We start from the raw sequence: 14,780 nt of genomic DNA, 5'->3' as shown, positions 1-14,780 counted from the left end.
ATATCCATTCAGGATATCCTCCTTTCAAAATGAAGTGGTTGGTAGCCATCTTCATTTTACCAAAGGAGGATTTTTTGGTATAGCTAAAAGCTTTCCAGAACCCCACGCATAGCGTGGGGTTTTCAAACCCGACAAAAAAGCCCGCACCGCCTACAAGGCAGTACGGACTTTCTTTCACGGAACTCAGATCAGTTCCAGGATAGCCATTTCGGCAGCATCGCCACGGCGGGGAGCCGTTTTATAAATACGGGTATAACCGCCGTTGCGGTCAGTGTATTTCGGAGCGATTACATCGAACAGCTTCTTGGTTACGTCTTCATCCACGAGGAATGCCAGGACCTGACGACGAGCGTTCAGATCGCCCTTCTTTGCCAGGGTGATCATCTTATCAGCCAGACCGCTGATTTCTTTGGCTTTCGTTTCGGTGGTTTCAATTCTCTCGTTTTTGAAGAAGGCGGTCAAGACGCTGCGGAACATAGCTTTCCGGTTGCTGGTGTTCCGGTTAAATTTTCTATAGGACATCTTTCGTCTTCCTCCTATTCTTCGTCAGAATTGCGCAGGTGCAATCCCAATTCTTCGATCTTGTTCTTGACTTCTTCCAAGGATTTGCTGCCCAGATTCCGGACGCAAATCAGCTCGTCTTCCGTCTTGTTGATGATATCTTCTACCGTATTGATGCCGGCCCGTCTCAAGCAGTTGTTGGAACGGACAGTCAGATCCAGATCATCGATGGACATTTGCAGCACGGAAGACTTGTTGCCTTCTTCGCTGGTCTTGGTGCCATCTTCATCCCCCTGGATGCGGGGAACATTCGTGGTCTTAAACAGAGCCAGATACTTGATCAGGATTTCTGCTGCAGAAGTCACAGCTTCATCCGGGCCCAGGCTCCCGTCAGTCCATACTTCCAGGGTCAGGCGGTCGTAGTTGGTTACATTGCCTACCCGGGTATCGGTTACACCGAATTTCACACGGGTAATGGGAGAGTAGATGGAGTCGACAGGAATAAAGCCGATGGGCTGATCCTTGCTCTTGTTCTTCTCTGCCTGTACGTAGCCACGGCCCACGTCAACGTAGATTTCCATGTTCAGGGTAGCGTTCTTGTCCAGAGTTGCAATATGCAGTTCCGGATTCAGAACTTCCGTATCCTGGTCGGTGATTACGTCGGCGCCGGTCACTTCGCCTTCGCCGGACTTTTTGATGTAGAACGTCTTGGGTTCAAAGGAGGTCTGGTCATCCAGACCCACTTTGAAGCACAGGGCTTTGATGTTTAATACGATATCCGCAACGTCTTCTCTGACTCCCTCAATGGTAGAGAACTCATGGAGAACACCATCGATTTTAATGCCCGTCACAGCCATGCCGGACAAGGAAGAAAGCAGTACACGACGCAGACTATTACCTAAAGTAATACCGTATCCACGTTCCAAAGGTTCCCAGACGAACTTGCCATAACGTCCATCAGGGGAAATTTCGTCGATAACCAGGCTAGGTTTTTCGATTTCCTTCATGCGGAAGCCTCCTTTCGCGCATTACCACAATACGCGGTATAAAAACTGGAGAACAGTATCAAATTACTTGGAGTACAATTCGACGATAGCCTGTTCTTCGATAGGAACGTCGATGTCTTCCCGAACCGGCAGACGATCAACCTTTCCGCTGAGGTTTTGAGCGTCTACAGAGATCCAGGCAGGAACGGAGGTCTTGCCCAGAACTTCAGCCATGCCTTTGAAGTAAGCAGAGCTGCGGCTGTTTTCCATAACGGATACTACATCCCCGGCTTTTACCAGAGCAGAAGGAATATCCAGGCGTTTGCCATTGACGGCAATATGCCCATGGGTCACCAGCTGACGAGCCTGACGACGGGTGTGGGCCAGGCCCAGACGATACACCACATTGTCCAGTCTGCGTTCCAGCAGGACCAGCAGGTTGGTACCAACGATACCTTCCATTTTCTTGGCTTTTTCATAGTAGCCACGGAATTGTTTTTCCAGAACGCCGTAGATGAATTTGGCTTTTTGTTTTTCAGCCAGCTGCATCCCGTATTCGCTCTTCTTTTTAAACTGGCGTTTCGGCTGACGATGGGATTCTTTCATAACCCCAACGAAGGCCGGAGACATGCCCAGGGATCTGCATCTTTTCAGAACAGGAGTCTTATCAATAGCCATCTAGTCTTTCACCTCCAATTATACTCTTCTGCGTTTCGGCGGACGGCAGCCATTGTGAGGAATCGGAGTCACATCTTTGATGGATTCCACTTCCAGGCCTGCAGCCTGCAGAGCACGGATAGCAGCTTCACGGCCAGCACCAGGACCCTTAACGTATACTTCAATGCGTTTCAGGCCATGTTCCATAGCAGCTTTGGCAGCCGTTTCAGCAGCCATCTGTGCGGCGAAAGGAGTGCTTTTCCGGGAACCACGGAAGCCCTGACCGCCGGCAGAAGCCCAGCTCAGGACAGCCCCGTTCAGATCGGAAATCGTCACGATCGTGTTATTAAAGGTGGAGCGGATATGTGCTACACCAGCTTCAATGTTTTTGCTTACTTTCCGTTTGTTACGGACAACTTTTTTACCAGCCACTCGTCTAATCCCTCCTTAGACAAACTTACTTCTTAGCGCCGGCCACTTTTTTCGGGCCTTTACGGGTACGAGCATTGTTTTTGGTGTTCTGACCGCGAACAGGCAGGCCTGCACGATGTCTCCGACCACGATAGCAGCCGATTTCCACCAGACGTTTGATGTTCAGGGATTCCTCACGACGGAGGTCACCTTCTACTTTATATTCATGATCCAGGATTTCACGCAGCTTAGCAATTTCAGCTTCGGTCAGATCCTTGACACGGGTATCAGGGTTGATACCGGTTTTGCCCAGGATTTCCCGGGACAGGGTCAGGCCGATACCATAAATGTACGGCAGAGCATATTCGATACGTTTATCTCTAGGCAAATCTACACCGGCGATACGAGCCATTCAAAGCACCTCCTTATCCTTGTCTTTGTTTATGTTTCGGGTTTTCGCAAATGACCATAACGCGGCCTTTGCGTTTGATAATCTTGCATTTGTCGCAAATGCGTTTTACAGACGGTCTTACTTTCATGTTGCTTGAACCTCCTCTTGCCAAATCCTCTTATTTGAACCGATACGTGATCCGGCCCCGGTTCAGATCATAGGGCGTCAGCTCTACGGTCACTTTATCCCCTGGGAGGATCTTGATAAAGTTCATACGTATTTTCCCGGAAATATGAGCCAGGATTTCGTGATCGTTTTCCAGTTTCACCCGGAACATAGCGTTGGGTAAAGATTCCAAGACAGTACCTTCTACTTCGATCGCATCTTGTTTGGACACTTGAATGCCTCCTTACCCTTTTACAGCCGCTACCACATCAGCATACACCTTATCGATGGGCTGAGTGCCGTCAATTTCCTTGTACACGCCTTCCGCTTTGTAATACGCAATCAGAGGAGCAGTTTGGCTATGGTACGCTTCCAAACGTTTTTTCACAGTGGTTTCTTTGTCATCATCCCGCTGGTAAAGTTCCCCACCGCATTTGTCGCATACGTTTTCCTTTTTGGGAGGATTGTATACCACATGATAGGTAGCACCACAGTTTTTGCAGATGCGCCGACCGGTTACCCGGGCAACCAGGTCTGCATCAGGCACGCTGATATTGACCGCAGCCGTCAGGGAAATCCCCAGATCCTTCAGGATCTGGTCCAGGGCAACTGCCTGTTCTTGGGTACGGGGAAATCCGTCCAGGATGAATCCTTTGGTACAATCCGGCTGACTCAGCCGTTCTCTCACAATGCCGATCGTGACACTGTCAGGAACCAGACCGCCGGCGTCCATATATTTCTTGGCTTCTTTCCCTAATTCCGTCCCATTTTTCACAGCCGCACGGAACATATCTCCCGTAGAAATATGGGGAATGGGGAAATCGGCAACTAATTTTTCCGCTTGGGTCCCCTTGCCTGCGCCAGGAGGTCCCATTAAAAGAATATGCATGTTCTCTCTCCTTATTTCATGAAACCCTGGTAGTGCCGCATGAGGGTCATGGACTCTACCTGTTTCATCGTATCAAGCGCTACGCCAACTACGATCAACAAAGCCGTTCCGCCGAAGTATACTCCGGAAATTCCTGTGAGCCAGACGATCAAGTTAGGCATAATAGCAATGAACGCCAGAAAAACAGCACCCGCTAAGGTAATCCGGTTCATCACCCGATCCAGATAATCCGTGGTGGGCTGACCAGGCCGCAGCCCGGGGATGAACCCGCCGTATTTCTTCAGGTTATCGGACAGATCAGGAATGTTCAAACTTACCGCCGTATAGAAGTAAGTAAAGAACAGGATGAGCAGGATGTACAGCGTAGTCTGCAATGGGGTGCCCCATGCTAAATAGCCGGCTATTTTCTGGATCCAAGGGATCTTGATGAACTGCGCAATGGTCACAGGAAACATCAATACGGAAGAAGCGAAGATGATGGGCATCACACTGGCCTGATTCACTTTCAGAGGAATATAGGTCGTGTGCCCGCCATACATCTTCCGACCTACGATCCGCTTTGCATACTGTACGGGGACTTTGCGGTACGCCACAGTAATGGCTACCACGAACATCACCATCAGGATTGCCAGCACAGCGAAGATCAATACGTTGAAGACGTTAATTGTACCTGCCTGCAGGTACCGGCCAATGACGGCCAGCCCGTTGGGCAGTCGGGAAATGATCCCGGCGAAGATGATCAGAGAAATACCATTCCCGATCCCTTTCGCGGTGATCTGTTCCCCAATCCACATCAGCAGCAGCGAACCTGCGGTAAGCGTAATGACGATCATGGCAAAAGAGAAGAAGTCAGGATTGTTGACTGCTGCTCTCAAACCATACGCCATCCCGATTGCCTGAATGGCACCCAGACCGACTGCCGCATAGCGGTTGATTTTGTTGATTTTTTTTGCTCCTTCCGCTCCCTCTTTGGACCATTCTTCCAAAGTCGGGATCACCACTGTCAGCAGTTGCGTAATGATTGACGCATTGATGTAAGGAGTAATGCTCATAGCAAATATGGAAAATTTGCTAAGTGCACCGCCGGAGAACAGATCCAATAAACCGAACAGGTTTCCACTGTTGAAAAGCCGTTCGATCATGGCTGCGTTAACCCCCGGAACGGGAATCTGCGTACCAGCCCTGAAAACTATGAACATCGCAAGGGTAAATAATAATCTCTTTCGGAGTTCTGTCGCCTTTAACAGGTTATCAAGGGCTGATGCCAATTAGATCACCTCTACCTTACCGCCGGCAGCTTCGATCTTGGATTGAGCCGTTTTGCTGAAGCCCATGGCTTTTACAGTGACTTTTTTGGTCAGTTCGCCATTCCCCAGGACACGGATGCCGTCACGGATGTTCTTCACCAGGCCGGCTTCGATCAGGGATACAGGATCGATTACAGCACCGTCGTCAAAGCAGTTGAATACTTCCACATTGATTTCAGTGTAATGTTTACCGAATTTGTTGTAAAAACCGCGTTTCGGCAGACGCAGATACAACGGTTTTTGGCCGCCTTCAAATCCAGGCCGCTTTACCCCGCCACTACGGGATTTCTGACCTTTTTGACCTTTGCCGGCCGTTTTGCCCACACCGGAACCCAGGCCGCGGCCTACGCGGACGCGAGCTTTCTTGGAGCCGGCAGCGGGAGCCAATTCATGCAAATACATTTGCAGACCTCCTTATTACGCCTGAACTTCTTCTACTTTGACCATATGAGCCACTTTGTGGAGCATACCGCGCAGAGCAGGAGAGTCTTCTTTGACAACGCTGGAACGGATCTTGGTCAAGCCCAGAGCTTTCACAGTAGCGCGTTGGTCTTTGGGATACCCGATTAAGCTACGGGTCAGCGTGACTTTAACTTGTGCCATCATGCTACCTCCTTAGCCTAACAATTCTTCAACAGTTTTGCCGCGCAGAGCAGCAACATCTTTGGCATTCTTCAGGGACTTCAGACCTTCCATGGTAGCCCGAACCACGTTGTTGGGGTTGGAGGTACCCTGGGATTTGGTCAGGATATCGCGAACACCAGCCAGTTCCAGGACCGCACGGACAGGACCGCCGGCGATAACCCCGGTACCTTCCATAGCCGGTTTCAGCAGAACACGGCCAGCGCCGAAAATGCCGATTACTTCATGAGGAATGGTGGTGCCTTTCAGAGGAACGGTGATCAGGTTCTTTTTGGCATCATCCACACCCTTGCGGATGGCTTCAGGAACTTCGGCAGCTTTGCCCAGGCCCATGCCAACCTTACCGTTTTCATCACCTACAACAACCAAAGCAGAGAAGGAGAAACGACGTCCGCCTTTTACGACCTTAGCTACGCGGTTGATGAAGACTACTCTTTCTTTGAAGCCATCATCTTGTTTTTCGTAATTAGCCACTCTTATGTCCTCCCTCTGTTAAAATTCCAGACCGGCTTCGCGGGCGGCTTCAGCCAAGGCTGCCACGCGGCCATGGTACAGATAACCACCACGGTCGAAAACAACAGTTTTGATGCCCTTTTCCAGAGCTTTCTTAGCAATTTCGGTGCCAACAGCCTTGGCAGCTTCGATGTTGCCGCCGTAGTTTTCTTTGTTGGCTTTTTCAACGGTGCTGGCGGAAACCAGGGTTTCACCAGTTTCATCGTTGATGATCTGAGCGTAAATGTTGCTCAGGCTGCGATATACATTGAAACGGGGTTTTTCAGCCGTTCCTACAATATTTCTGCGCATACGCAGGTGCCGTTTTTGGCGAGCTGCGTTTTTATCTTTCTTGTTCAGCAAGAGATTCACTCCTTCCTCTTAGAAATTATTTCTTGCCTTTGGCGCCGGCTTTACCTTCCTTGCGGATGATATGTTCGCCTACATAGCGGATCCCTTTGCCTTTGTAGGGTTCAGGAGCACGCAGGCTGCGGATTTCAGCAGCAACAGCACCAACTTTTTCTTTGTCGATACCGGAAACGATGATTTCCGTGGAGTTCGGGCAATCGAAGGAAATCCCTTCGGGAGGATCCATCACGCAGGGATGGGAGAAGCCCAGGGTGAAGCTCAGAGCTTTGCCCTTTTTGGCTACACGGTAGCCAACGCCTTGGATTTCCAGATGTTTGGAATATCCTTCCGTAACACCCAGGATCATGTTGTTGATCAGGGTACGGGATAAGCCGTGGAGGCTGCGATGGATCTTGTCGTCGGAAGGACGAGTCACAGTGATCACACCGTCTTTCAGTTCCACAGTCAGTTCTTTGCTGATTTGACGGCTCAGTTCGCCTTTCGGTCCCTTAACGGTAACCAGGTTATCTTGTACCGTTACCGTTACCTTGTCAGGTACGGTAATCGGAGCTTTACCAATTCTAGACACTTATAAGCACCTCCGGTCCTAAGGAATATCTTACCAAACGTAAGCGACTACTTCGCCGCCCAAGCCAGCCTTCCGGGCAGCTTTGTCCGTCATCATACCCTTGGAGGTGGAGATTACGGCAATGCCCAGGCCACCCAGTACGCGAGGCAGCTGGTCCTTTTGGGTGTAAACTCTCAAACCGGGTTTGGAGATACGTTTGATGCCAGAAATAACTTTTTCCTTGTTAGGACCGTATTTCAGCTGTACACGGATCACATTCTGATGTTCACCGGCTACGACTTCAAAATTTTTAATAAATCCTTCTTCCTTCAAAATCTCTGCAATGGCAGTTTTGATTTTGGAGCAGGGGATTTCAACTTTATCGTGATGAACCGAATTGGCATTACGGATTCTCGTAAGCATATCGGCAATCGGATCAGTCATGGTCATTTATAAAAGCCCTCCTTCCTTTTTCCGCTTCTTACCAGCTTGCTTTCGTTACACCGGGAATAGCGCCTTCGTAAGCGTATTTCCGGAAGCAGATACGGCAAATGCCGAATTTGCGCATGTAAGCATGCGGTCTGCCACAGATTTTGCAGCGATTATATTTGCGGACTTTGAACTTCGGTTCCGCTTTCCATTTTTCAATCAATGCGGTCTTTGCCACGGTTTTCCCTCCTTATGCCCCAAACGGCATACCCAGAAGCTTCAGCAGTTCTCTGCCTTCTTCGTCGGTTTTAGCAGTCGTAACAATGATTACATCCATGCCGCGGACTTTGTCGACTTTATCGTAGTCGATTTCGGGGAAAATCAGCTGTTCTTTCAAGCCGATGGAATAGTTGCCACGACCATCGAAAGATTTCGGGTTCACGCCTCTGAAGTCACGTACCCGGGGCAGGGCAATATTCATGAATTTATCCAGGAATTCGTACATCCGGCTGCCACGCAGGGTCACTTTAACGCCAATGGGCATGCCTTCACGCAGTTTGAATGCAGCGATGGATTTCTTTGCTTTGGTGATGATAGGTTTCTGACCAGCAATCATGGTCATATCTGCAACAGCACTTTCAATGGCTTTGCTGTTGGTTACAGCTTCACCGCAGCCGATATTCAAAACAACTTTTTCCAGTTTCGGAATTTCGTTGACGTTTTTGTAATTGAATTTTTCCATTAAGCCTTTCACAGCTTCGGAATTATATTTGTCTTGCAGTCTCGTTGCCATCTGTTTTCCTCCTTTCCCGAAGATTATTTGTCGATAACTTCCCCGCACTTTTTGCAGGCTCTGGCGAATCCATCACCACTAGCCACTTTCTTAACGCGGGTCGGTTTCTTGCAGGACGGGCATACCAGCATCACGTTGGAAGCGTTGATCGGAGCTTCTTTGGTGATGATCCCACCCTGAGGGTTGCTCTGAGAAGGTTTCGTATGACGCTTTACTTCGTTGACGCCTTCAACAGTCACCTTGGATTTCTTCGGGAAAGCAGCGATTACTTTGCCTTCCTTGCCTTTATCTTTACCGGTCAATACCACGACGGTATCGCCTTTTCTTACGTGCAATTTTACGGCTTCAGCCATTTCTGCAACACCTCCTTGTTCTTAGAGCACTTCCGGTGCCAGGGAAATGATCTTCATGAAGTCTTTATCACGCAGTTCCCGGGCAACCGGCCCAAAGATACGAGTGCCCTGAGGGGTCTTATCGTCTTTGATCAAAACGGCAGCGTTTTCATCGAAACGGATGTAAGAACCATCCGGACGACGGGTGCCTTTTACGGAACGCACCACAACGGCCTTTACTACATCACCTTTTTGGACAACGCCACCGGGTGTAGCATCTTTGACAGAAGCTACGATGATGTCACCGATGTTGGCGTATCTCCGATAGGAACCGCCCAGCACACGGATGCACATAATCTTTTTGGCGCCGGTATTGTCCCCAACATTCAGCACAGTCTGCTGTTGAATCATGGTTTACCTCCCTTGCCAAGCTATGCTCAGCAGTCTATCTTATTTTGCCCGTTCTACGATTTCAACTACGCGCCAGCATTTATCCTTGGACAAAGGACGGGTTTGAGCGATCTTCACGATATCGCCAACATGAGCGTCGTTGTTTTCGTCATGAGCCTTCAATTTAATGGTATGCATTACGCCTTTTTTGTAAAGAGGGTGTTGAACCAGACGTTCAATAGCAACGACAACGGTCTTCTGCATCTTGTCGCTTACGACTTTACCAGTACGCGTAACACGTAAGTTTCTCTCTTCAGCCACGGATTGTATCCTCCTTCGCTTAGGGTAGTACCCGGATTAAGCGTTTACTTCGCGTTCCCGTTGGATCGTTTTGATCTGGGCAATGGATTTCTTGACTTCTCTGATTTTCATCGGATTGTCCAGTTGTCCGGTTGCCATTTGAAAACGCAAGTTAAAAAGTTCATCTTTTAAGCCTGTCAGCTTTGCATTCAGCTCTTCAACAGACATTTCTCTGATTTCGTTAGTTTTCATTAAGCTTCACCACCTACTCCATTTTCACGCGCGGTGACTTCGGCATCTAACTGAGCTTTCGTTACAAAGCGAGTCTTGATCGGCAGTTTGTTGCCAGCCAGACGCATAGCTTCCTTAGCGATATCTTCCGTTACGCCAGCCATTTCGAACAGAACACGGCCAGGTTTCACTACCGCTACCCAATACTCAGGAGCACCTTTACCACTACCCATACGGCTACCAGCAGCTTTGGCAGTTACGGGTTTGTCAGGGAAAATTTGAATCCAAACTTGACCGCCACGTTTGATGTAACGAGTCATAGCAATACGAGCAGCTTCGATCTGCCGGTTGGTGATCCAGGACGGTTCCAGAGCCACCAGACCATATTCACCGTGAGCAACCCGGTTGCCACGCATTGCACGGCCTTTCATGCGGCCTCTCTGCTGTTTACGATGTTTTACTCTCTTCGGTAATAACATTATTTCGCCCCTCCTTCTTGCGCTTCAGGAGCTTCTTTCTTTGCAGGTTTGGTCGGCAGGACTTCGCCTTTATAAATCCATACCTTTACGCCGATACGGCCATAAGTGGTATGAGCTTCTGCAGTCCCATAGTCGATGTTAGCACGCAGGGTATGCAGGGGGATACTGCCATCACGATAGCTTTCGGTACGGGCAATTTCAGCACCGCCCAGACGGCCAGCGCACTGAATCTTGATACCTTTGGCACCCAGACGCATGGTACGGCCCACACACTGTTTCATGGCACGACGGAAAGCGATCCGGCGTTCCAGCTGGGAAGCCACGTTTTCAGCAACCAGGGTAGCATCCATATCAGGTTGTTTAACCTCGATGATGTTGATGTCCAGTTTGCTGCTGGTCATCTTAGCCAGGTCTTTTTTCAGCAGTTCGATGTTGCTGCCCTGACGGCCGATTACGATACCAGGTTTAGCGGTATAGATGCTGATGCGCATTTTTTGTTCGGTCCGTTCAATTACGACCCGAGAGATACCAGCCTGGAATTGTTTATCTTTAATGAAGTTACGAATCTTGATATCTTCCAACAGATTCTTTTGATAGTCTTTGTCGGCGAACCATTTGGAATCCCAATCGTCGATTACGCCCACTCTGAAACCATGTGGATTAACTTTTTGACCCACTATTCATTCCCTCCTTCTGTCAGGATGTTTATTTTTCGGAAACAGCCACAGTGACATGGCTGGAACGTTTCAGGATCTTGAAGGCCTGTCCACGAGACCGCGGATGGATTCTCTTCATGGTAGGACCCTGGTCAACGAAAGCGTTGGAAACGACCAGTTTGTCAGCATTCATGTCAAAATTATGTTCAGCGTTCGCAACAGCGGAGCGAAGAACTTTTTCAATAACCTCAGAACCAACCTTCGGGGTAAACTTGAGGATTGCAAAGGCTTCGTTCACAGACTTGCCACGGATCAGGTTGATCACGATGCGCAGTTTGCGAGGTGCGATACGGATGTATTTGGCAACAGCTTTAGCTTCTTGCATCTATTTTATCCTCCTTCCCCTGATTATTTCGTAACGGCAGCGGCTTTATCGCCATGGCCCTTGAACAGACGGGTAGGAGCGAATTCGCCTAATTTATGGCCGACCATATCTTCGGTGATATACACAGGCACATGTTTCCGACCATCATGGACGGCAATCGTGTGGCCCAAAAATTCAGGGAGAATCGTGGAGCTGCGGGACCAAGTCTTGATGACTTTCTTTTCCTGAGCAGCGTTCAGCGCTTCAACTTTTTTCAGCAGACTAGCTTGGACATAAGGTCCTTTTTTAACGGATCTGGACACTCTTTATGCCTCCTTTCAACAAACTCTATTATTTCGTTCTGCGTTTCAGGATCAGTTTCGTAGAAGCTTTCTTGTGCTTCCGGGTACGAGTACCGAAGGCGCTCTTGCCCCAAGGAGTAACAGGACGCTTACGACCAACAGGGGAGTGACCTTCACCACCACCATGCGGATGGTCATTCGGGTTCATTGCCACACCACGGTTGGCAGGACGGACACCCAGCCAACGGCTGCGGCCGGCTTTACCCAGGTTCAGGTTTTCATGATCCAGGTTACCGATCTGACCGATGGTTGCACGGCAGAAGATGTGTACTTGACGCAGTTCGCCGGAAGGCATACGCAGCAGAGCATAGCTGCCTTCTTTTGCCATCAGCTGGATGGCAGCACCGGCGCTGCGGCCCAGCTGGCCACCTTTGCCGATTTTCATTTCCACGTTGTGGACCATGGTACCCAGAGGAATGTTCTGCAGAGGCAGTGCGTTACCGATCTTGATATCGGCTTCCGGACCGCTGACCAGCACATCGCCCACCTTCAGGCCCTGAGGAGCCAGGATGTACCGTTTTTCACCGTCTGCATAGTTCAGCAGAGCGATGTTGGCGCTACGGTTGGGATCATATTCGATGGTCGCAACTTTTGCAGGGATGTTGTCTTTATTCCGTTTGAAATCGATGATACGATATTGTCTCTTATGACCGCCGCCCTGATGACGAACCGTAGTCTTACCGGTGTAGTTACGGCCGGCATGCTGGTTCAGTTTTACAACTAAGGGACGATGGGGCTTGTCCGTAGTGATCTCTTCGAAGGTGGACACAGTCATGTTCCGCCGAGAAGGAGAGTACGGGTTAAAGCTTTTAATAGCCATTGTTTGTCCTCCTTATGCGAATTACATTCCTTCGAACAGCGGAATTGTATTACCTTCAGCCAGTTTTACAATCGCTTTCTTGTAATCGGAACGTTTGCCTTCATATTTGCCCATGCGCTTGGTTTTGCCCAGTACGCGGATGGTGTTGACATTTACTACCTTCACATTGAAGATTTCTTCAATGGCTTGGCGGATTTCAGTCTTGTTTGCGCCCATAGCTACCTGGAAAGTATATTTGTTGTCCTTCATCATATCAGAAGTCTTTTCGGTCACAATGGGTCTGATGATAATGTCGCGAGGATTAGCAGCCATTATGCGAGCACCTCCTCAATTCTTGCTACGGCATCTTTAGCCAGCAGTACTTTTTCCGCATTCAAGATATCGTAAACGTTCAGGCAGTCATTGGACAGGGCCTTTACTTTATTGATATTGCGGGAAGATTTTTCTACGTTTTCGTTTTCCCCATCAGTAATGATCAGGGCTTTTTTGTCAACAGCTTCGAAGCCCTTCAGCAGAGCAACTGCATCTTTGGTTTTGGGAGCTGCCAGCGTCAGGCCATCAACAACGACCAGAGCACCTTCAGCAACTTTTGCGCTCAGTGCGCAGCGGATTGCCAGACGACGAGCCTTGCGGGGCATATCGATTGCATGACTCCGGGGAGCAGGACCGAAGACGGTACCACCGCCTACCCACAGAGGAGAACGGACGGAACCAGCACGAGCACGGCCGGTGCCTTTTTGTTTCCAGGGTTTTCTGCCACCGCCGCGGACCAGGCCACGGGTCTTGGTTGCATGAGTGCCCTGACGTTCATTGGCTTGTTGCATGACAACAGCCTGATGGACAACTGCTTCATTGAATTCTACGCCAAAGACGTAATCCATCAATTCTATTTCTTCACCGGTTTGTTTGCCGGTCATATCGTAAATTGCTACTTTCGGCATTGAAACGCCCTCCTTTCGTTAAACCTTATTTTTGAACTGCTTTCACGACATCGGGACGAACCGTGTCTCTCAGCAGCAGGAAGGTACCAGCGGCACCAGGTACAGAACCTCTTACCATGATCAGGTTGCGGTCCTTATCCACTCTTGCGATTTTCAAACGTTGCACAGTCGCACTGATTCCACCCATACGGCCAGGCAGCTTTTTGCCCTTGATTACACGGCCGCCAGGACCGGAATGCATAGGACCATTGGAACCGGGTTCACGATGAGATTTGGAACCGTGTTTCATAGGACCGCATGCGAAGTTGTGGCGTTTGATCGTACCAGCGAACCCTTTACCGCGGGAAACGCCGACAGCGTCAACCAGATCGCCAGCTGCGAAAATGTCAGCAGCAATCTTGTCACCGATTTTATATTCAGAAGGAGCGTCCAGACGAACTTCACGGACAACCTTTACAGGAGCCACGCCAGCTTTGTCAAAGAAGCCCTTCATGGGTTTGTTGACTTGTTTTTCTTTGATATCACCGAAACCGAGTTGAACAGCATTGTAGCCGTCTTTTTCTTCGGTCTTGTTTTGCAGCACGACGCAGGGACCCGCTTCTACTACAGTAACGGGAACCAAAGTACCGTCAGCTTCAAAAATTTGGGTCATACCTAATTTTTTGCCAATGATTCCTTTAGCCATCATCGCACCTCCTTACGCTTTGATCTCGATATCTACACCAGCAGGAAGATCCAAGCGAGTCAGTGCATCGATCGTCTTAGCTGTAGGTTCCAGGATGTCTACCAGTCTCTTGTGAGTCCGCATTTCGAATTGTTCACGAGAGTCTTTGTTGACATGCGGGGAACGCAGAATCGTATAGATGTTCTTTTCCGTAGGCAGGGGAATCGGACCGGATACTTGCGCACCAGTGCGTTTCGCCGTTTCTACGATTTTGGAAGCACTTTGATCCAGTGCTTTGTAGTCATACGCTTTCAGGCGTATACGGATTTTTTGAGTCTTTGCCATTAGTAAATTCCTCCATTCGCCACGTTTCCAAGAACGGACATACTCAGCAGAAGTTCCCTTCTTTGCCAGCGGGCCAGAAGCCATCTTCTGCCTCATCGCGGGCCCTAAAAACATAAGAATATGAGGGGCTTTGGCCAAGCCCCTCATATGGGCTTTTATTTCATTGAATCGAAGAGATTAAGCTTCGATTTCGGTAACAACACCGGCGCCAACGGTATGGCCGCCTTCGCGGATAGCGAAACGCAGACCTTGTTCGATAGCGATCGGAGTGATCAGTTCTACGTCCATCACAACGTTATCGCCAGGCATAACCATTT

At 49.4% G+C, this 14,780-nt stretch carries 30 protein-coding genes and 1 pseudogene; all 31 read right to left on the bottom strand.

The genetic code is table 11. From position 1 onward, the window contains the following. Positions 1 to 183 precede the first annotated feature (183 nt). On the bottom strand, positions 184 to 522 hold the full coding sequence (gene rplQ / locus ACR0QW_RS09195) for a 50S ribosomal protein L17 (protein ID WP_432643386.1): 339 nt from the start codon (positions 520 to 522) through the stop codon (positions 184 to 186). Positions 523 to 536: 14 nt separating this feature from the next. Then, positions 537 to 1,508, bottom strand: a complete 972-nt coding sequence (locus tag ACR0QW_RS09190; RefSeq protein WP_432643385.1) for a DNA-directed RNA polymerase subunit alpha — start codon at positions 1,506 to 1,508, stop codon at positions 537 to 539. A 63-nt stretch (positions 1,509 to 1,571) separates the two neighbouring features. Continuing rightward, positions 1,572 to 2,165 carry a 30S ribosomal protein S4 gene (gene rpsD, locus ACR0QW_RS09185; RefSeq protein ID WP_432643384.1) on the bottom strand — a complete coding sequence of 198 codons (594 nt, stop codon included), beginning with the start codon at positions 2,163 to 2,165 and terminating at the stop codon, positions 1,572 to 1,574. A gap of 18 nt (positions 2,166 to 2,183) precedes the next feature. Next, positions 2,184 to 2,576 carry a 30S ribosomal protein S11 gene (gene rpsK, locus ACR0QW_RS09180; protein ID WP_071141956.1) on the bottom strand — a complete coding sequence of 131 codons (393 nt, stop codon included), beginning with the start codon at positions 2,574 to 2,576 and terminating at the stop codon, positions 2,184 to 2,186. Between the two features lie 25 nt (positions 2,577 to 2,601). Continuing rightward, positions 2,602 to 2,967 carry a 30S ribosomal protein S13 gene (gene rpsM / locus ACR0QW_RS09175; RefSeq protein WP_432643383.1) on the bottom strand — a complete coding sequence of 122 codons (366 nt, stop codon included), beginning with the start codon at positions 2,965 to 2,967 and terminating at the stop codon, positions 2,602 to 2,604. Positions 2,968 to 2,980: 13 nt separating this feature from the next. Then, positions 2,981 to 3,094, bottom strand: coding sequence for a 50S ribosomal protein L36 (rpmJ, locus tag ACR0QW_RS09170; protein ID WP_076978284.1), 114 nt, complete (start codon positions 3,092 to 3,094; stop codon positions 2,981 to 2,983). A 30-nt stretch (positions 3,095 to 3,124) separates the two neighbouring features. Then, the gene (gene infA / locus ACR0QW_RS09165; RefSeq protein WP_009015367.1) at positions 3,125 to 3,343 is read right to left on the bottom strand and encodes a translation initiation factor IF-1; all 219 of its coding nucleotides are present in this window, start codon (positions 3,341 to 3,343) and stop codon (positions 3,125 to 3,127) included. Between the two features lie 12 nt (positions 3,344 to 3,355). Then, complete coding sequence (locus tag ACR0QW_RS09160; RefSeq protein WP_432643382.1) at positions 3,356 to 4,000, bottom strand: adenylate kinase; 645 nt, start codon at positions 3,998 to 4,000, stop codon at positions 3,356 to 3,358. An 11-nt stretch (positions 4,001 to 4,011) separates the two neighbouring features. Continuing rightward, positions 4,012 to 5,268, bottom strand: a complete 1,257-nt coding sequence (gene secY, locus ACR0QW_RS09155; RefSeq protein WP_432643381.1) for a preprotein translocase subunit SecY — start codon at positions 5,266 to 5,268, stop codon at positions 4,012 to 4,014. Then, a complete protein-coding gene (gene rplO / locus ACR0QW_RS09150) occupies positions 5,269 to 5,709 on the bottom strand; it encodes a 50S ribosomal protein L15 (RefSeq protein ID WP_071141960.1) in 441 nt (146 codons plus the stop codon). Positions 5,710 to 5,724: 15 nt separating this feature from the next. Beyond that, positions 5,725 to 5,910 carry a 50S ribosomal protein L30 gene (rpmD, locus tag ACR0QW_RS09145; protein WP_432643387.1) on the bottom strand — a complete coding sequence of 62 codons (186 nt, stop codon included), beginning with the start codon at positions 5,908 to 5,910 and terminating at the stop codon, positions 5,725 to 5,727. 12 nt (positions 5,911 to 5,922) lie between these two features. Further along, positions 5,923 to 6,423: a 30S ribosomal protein S5 gene (rpsE, locus tag ACR0QW_RS09140; RefSeq protein ID WP_071141962.1), complete on the bottom strand. Its 501-nt coding sequence runs from the start codon at positions 6,421 to 6,423 to the stop codon at positions 5,923 to 5,925. An 18-nt stretch (positions 6,424 to 6,441) separates the two neighbouring features. Beyond that, positions 6,442 to 6,804 carry a 50S ribosomal protein L18 gene (gene rplR / locus ACR0QW_RS09135; RefSeq protein ID WP_071141963.1) on the bottom strand — a complete coding sequence of 121 codons (363 nt, stop codon included), beginning with the start codon at positions 6,802 to 6,804 and terminating at the stop codon, positions 6,442 to 6,444. 25 nt (positions 6,805 to 6,829) lie between these two features. Further along, positions 6,830 to 7,378, bottom strand: a complete 549-nt coding sequence (gene rplF / locus ACR0QW_RS09130) for a 50S ribosomal protein L6 (RefSeq protein WP_432643380.1) — start codon at positions 7,376 to 7,378, stop codon at positions 6,830 to 6,832. Between the two features lie 30 nt (positions 7,379 to 7,408). Continuing rightward, complete coding sequence (rpsH, locus tag ACR0QW_RS09125; protein ID WP_432643379.1) at positions 7,409 to 7,807, bottom strand: 30S ribosomal protein S8; 399 nt, start codon at positions 7,805 to 7,807, stop codon at positions 7,409 to 7,411. A 31-nt stretch (positions 7,808 to 7,838) separates the two neighbouring features. Continuing rightward, positions 7,839 to 8,024: a type Z 30S ribosomal protein S14 gene (locus ACR0QW_RS09120; protein ID WP_012939249.1), complete on the bottom strand. Its 186-nt coding sequence runs from the start codon at positions 8,022 to 8,024 to the stop codon at positions 7,839 to 7,841. A gap of 12 nt (positions 8,025 to 8,036) precedes the next feature. Continuing rightward, positions 8,037 to 8,579 carry a 50S ribosomal protein L5 gene (gene rplE, locus ACR0QW_RS09115; RefSeq protein WP_022486694.1) on the bottom strand — a complete coding sequence of 181 codons (543 nt, stop codon included), beginning with the start codon at positions 8,577 to 8,579 and terminating at the stop codon, positions 8,037 to 8,039. Positions 8,580 to 8,602: 23 nt separating this feature from the next. After that, positions 8,603 to 8,932: a 50S ribosomal protein L24 gene (gene rplX, locus ACR0QW_RS09110; RefSeq protein WP_432643378.1), complete on the bottom strand. Its 330-nt coding sequence runs from the start codon at positions 8,930 to 8,932 to the stop codon at positions 8,603 to 8,605. A gap of 21 nt (positions 8,933 to 8,953) precedes the next feature. Beyond that, the gene (gene rplN, locus ACR0QW_RS09105; protein ID WP_012939252.1) at positions 8,954 to 9,322 is read right to left on the bottom strand and encodes a 50S ribosomal protein L14; all 369 of its coding nucleotides are present in this window, start codon (positions 9,320 to 9,322) and stop codon (positions 8,954 to 8,956) included. 39 nt (positions 9,323 to 9,361) lie between these two features. Then, the gene (rpsQ, locus tag ACR0QW_RS09100) at positions 9,362 to 9,622 is read right to left on the bottom strand and encodes a 30S ribosomal protein S17 (protein ID WP_075579434.1); all 261 of its coding nucleotides are present in this window, start codon (positions 9,620 to 9,622) and stop codon (positions 9,362 to 9,364) included. Positions 9,623 to 9,658: 36 nt separating this feature from the next. Continuing rightward, a complete protein-coding gene (rpmC, locus tag ACR0QW_RS09095) occupies positions 9,659 to 9,853 on the bottom strand; it encodes a 50S ribosomal protein L29 (protein WP_432643377.1) in 195 nt (64 codons plus the stop codon). Then, positions 9,853 to 10,311: a 50S ribosomal protein L16 gene (gene rplP, locus ACR0QW_RS09090; protein WP_071141968.1), complete on the bottom strand. Its 459-nt coding sequence runs from the start codon at positions 10,309 to 10,311 to the stop codon at positions 9,853 to 9,855. Before rplP ends, rpmC begins: the two co-directional genes overlap by 1 nt. Continuing rightward, on the bottom strand, positions 10,311 to 10,988 hold the full coding sequence (gene rpsC, locus ACR0QW_RS09085; protein ID WP_432643376.1) for a 30S ribosomal protein S3: 678 nt from the start codon (positions 10,986 to 10,988) through the stop codon (positions 10,311 to 10,313). Before rpsC ends, rplP begins: the two co-directional genes overlap by 1 nt. A gap of 28 nt (positions 10,989 to 11,016) precedes the next feature. Beyond that, positions 11,017 to 11,352, bottom strand: a complete 336-nt coding sequence (gene rplV, locus ACR0QW_RS09080) for a 50S ribosomal protein L22 (protein ID WP_432643375.1) — start codon at positions 11,350 to 11,352, stop codon at positions 11,017 to 11,019. Between the two features lie 23 nt (positions 11,353 to 11,375). Further along, positions 11,376 to 11,654 carry a 30S ribosomal protein S19 gene (rpsS, locus tag ACR0QW_RS09075; RefSeq protein ID WP_071141970.1) on the bottom strand — a complete coding sequence of 93 codons (279 nt, stop codon included), beginning with the start codon at positions 11,652 to 11,654 and terminating at the stop codon, positions 11,376 to 11,378. A 28-nt stretch (positions 11,655 to 11,682) separates the two neighbouring features. Beyond that, the gene (gene rplB, locus ACR0QW_RS09070) at positions 11,683 to 12,513 is read right to left on the bottom strand and encodes a 50S ribosomal protein L2 (protein ID WP_432643374.1); all 831 of its coding nucleotides are present in this window, start codon (positions 12,511 to 12,513) and stop codon (positions 11,683 to 11,685) included. A gap of 21 nt (positions 12,514 to 12,534) precedes the next feature. Then, entirely contained in the window at positions 12,535 to 12,825 is a 291-nt protein-coding gene (gene rplW, locus ACR0QW_RS09065; protein WP_432643373.1) for a 50S ribosomal protein L23, read from the bottom strand. Next, positions 12,825 to 13,454, bottom strand: coding sequence for a 50S ribosomal protein L4 (gene rplD / locus ACR0QW_RS09060; RefSeq protein WP_432643372.1), 630 nt, complete (start codon positions 13,452 to 13,454; stop codon positions 12,825 to 12,827). Before rplD ends, rplW begins: the two co-directional genes overlap by 1 nt. 25 nt (positions 13,455 to 13,479) lie before the next feature. Continuing rightward, the gene (gene rplC / locus ACR0QW_RS09055) at positions 13,480 to 14,139 is read right to left on the bottom strand and encodes a 50S ribosomal protein L3 (protein WP_432643371.1); all 660 of its coding nucleotides are present in this window, start codon (positions 14,137 to 14,139) and stop codon (positions 13,480 to 13,482) included. Between the two features lie 12 nt (positions 14,140 to 14,151). Next, positions 14,152 to 14,463: a 30S ribosomal protein S10 gene (gene rpsJ / locus ACR0QW_RS09050; RefSeq protein ID WP_012939263.1), complete on the bottom strand. Its 312-nt coding sequence runs from the start codon at positions 14,461 to 14,463 to the stop codon at positions 14,152 to 14,154. A 177-nt stretch (positions 14,464 to 14,640) separates the two neighbouring features. Further along, positions 14,641 to 14,780 (bottom strand): annotated as a pseudogene (gene tuf / locus ACR0QW_RS09045) (elongation factor Tu); the annotation flags it as partial.

Source organism: Acidaminococcus sp. (genome assembly GCF_050873445.1).
GTDB lineage: Bacteria > Bacillota > Negativicutes > Acidaminococcales > Acidaminococcaceae > Acidaminococcus.
The sequence above is the reverse complement of the archived record's forward strand: the minus strand, read 5'-3'. Positions and strand labels throughout refer to the sequence as shown.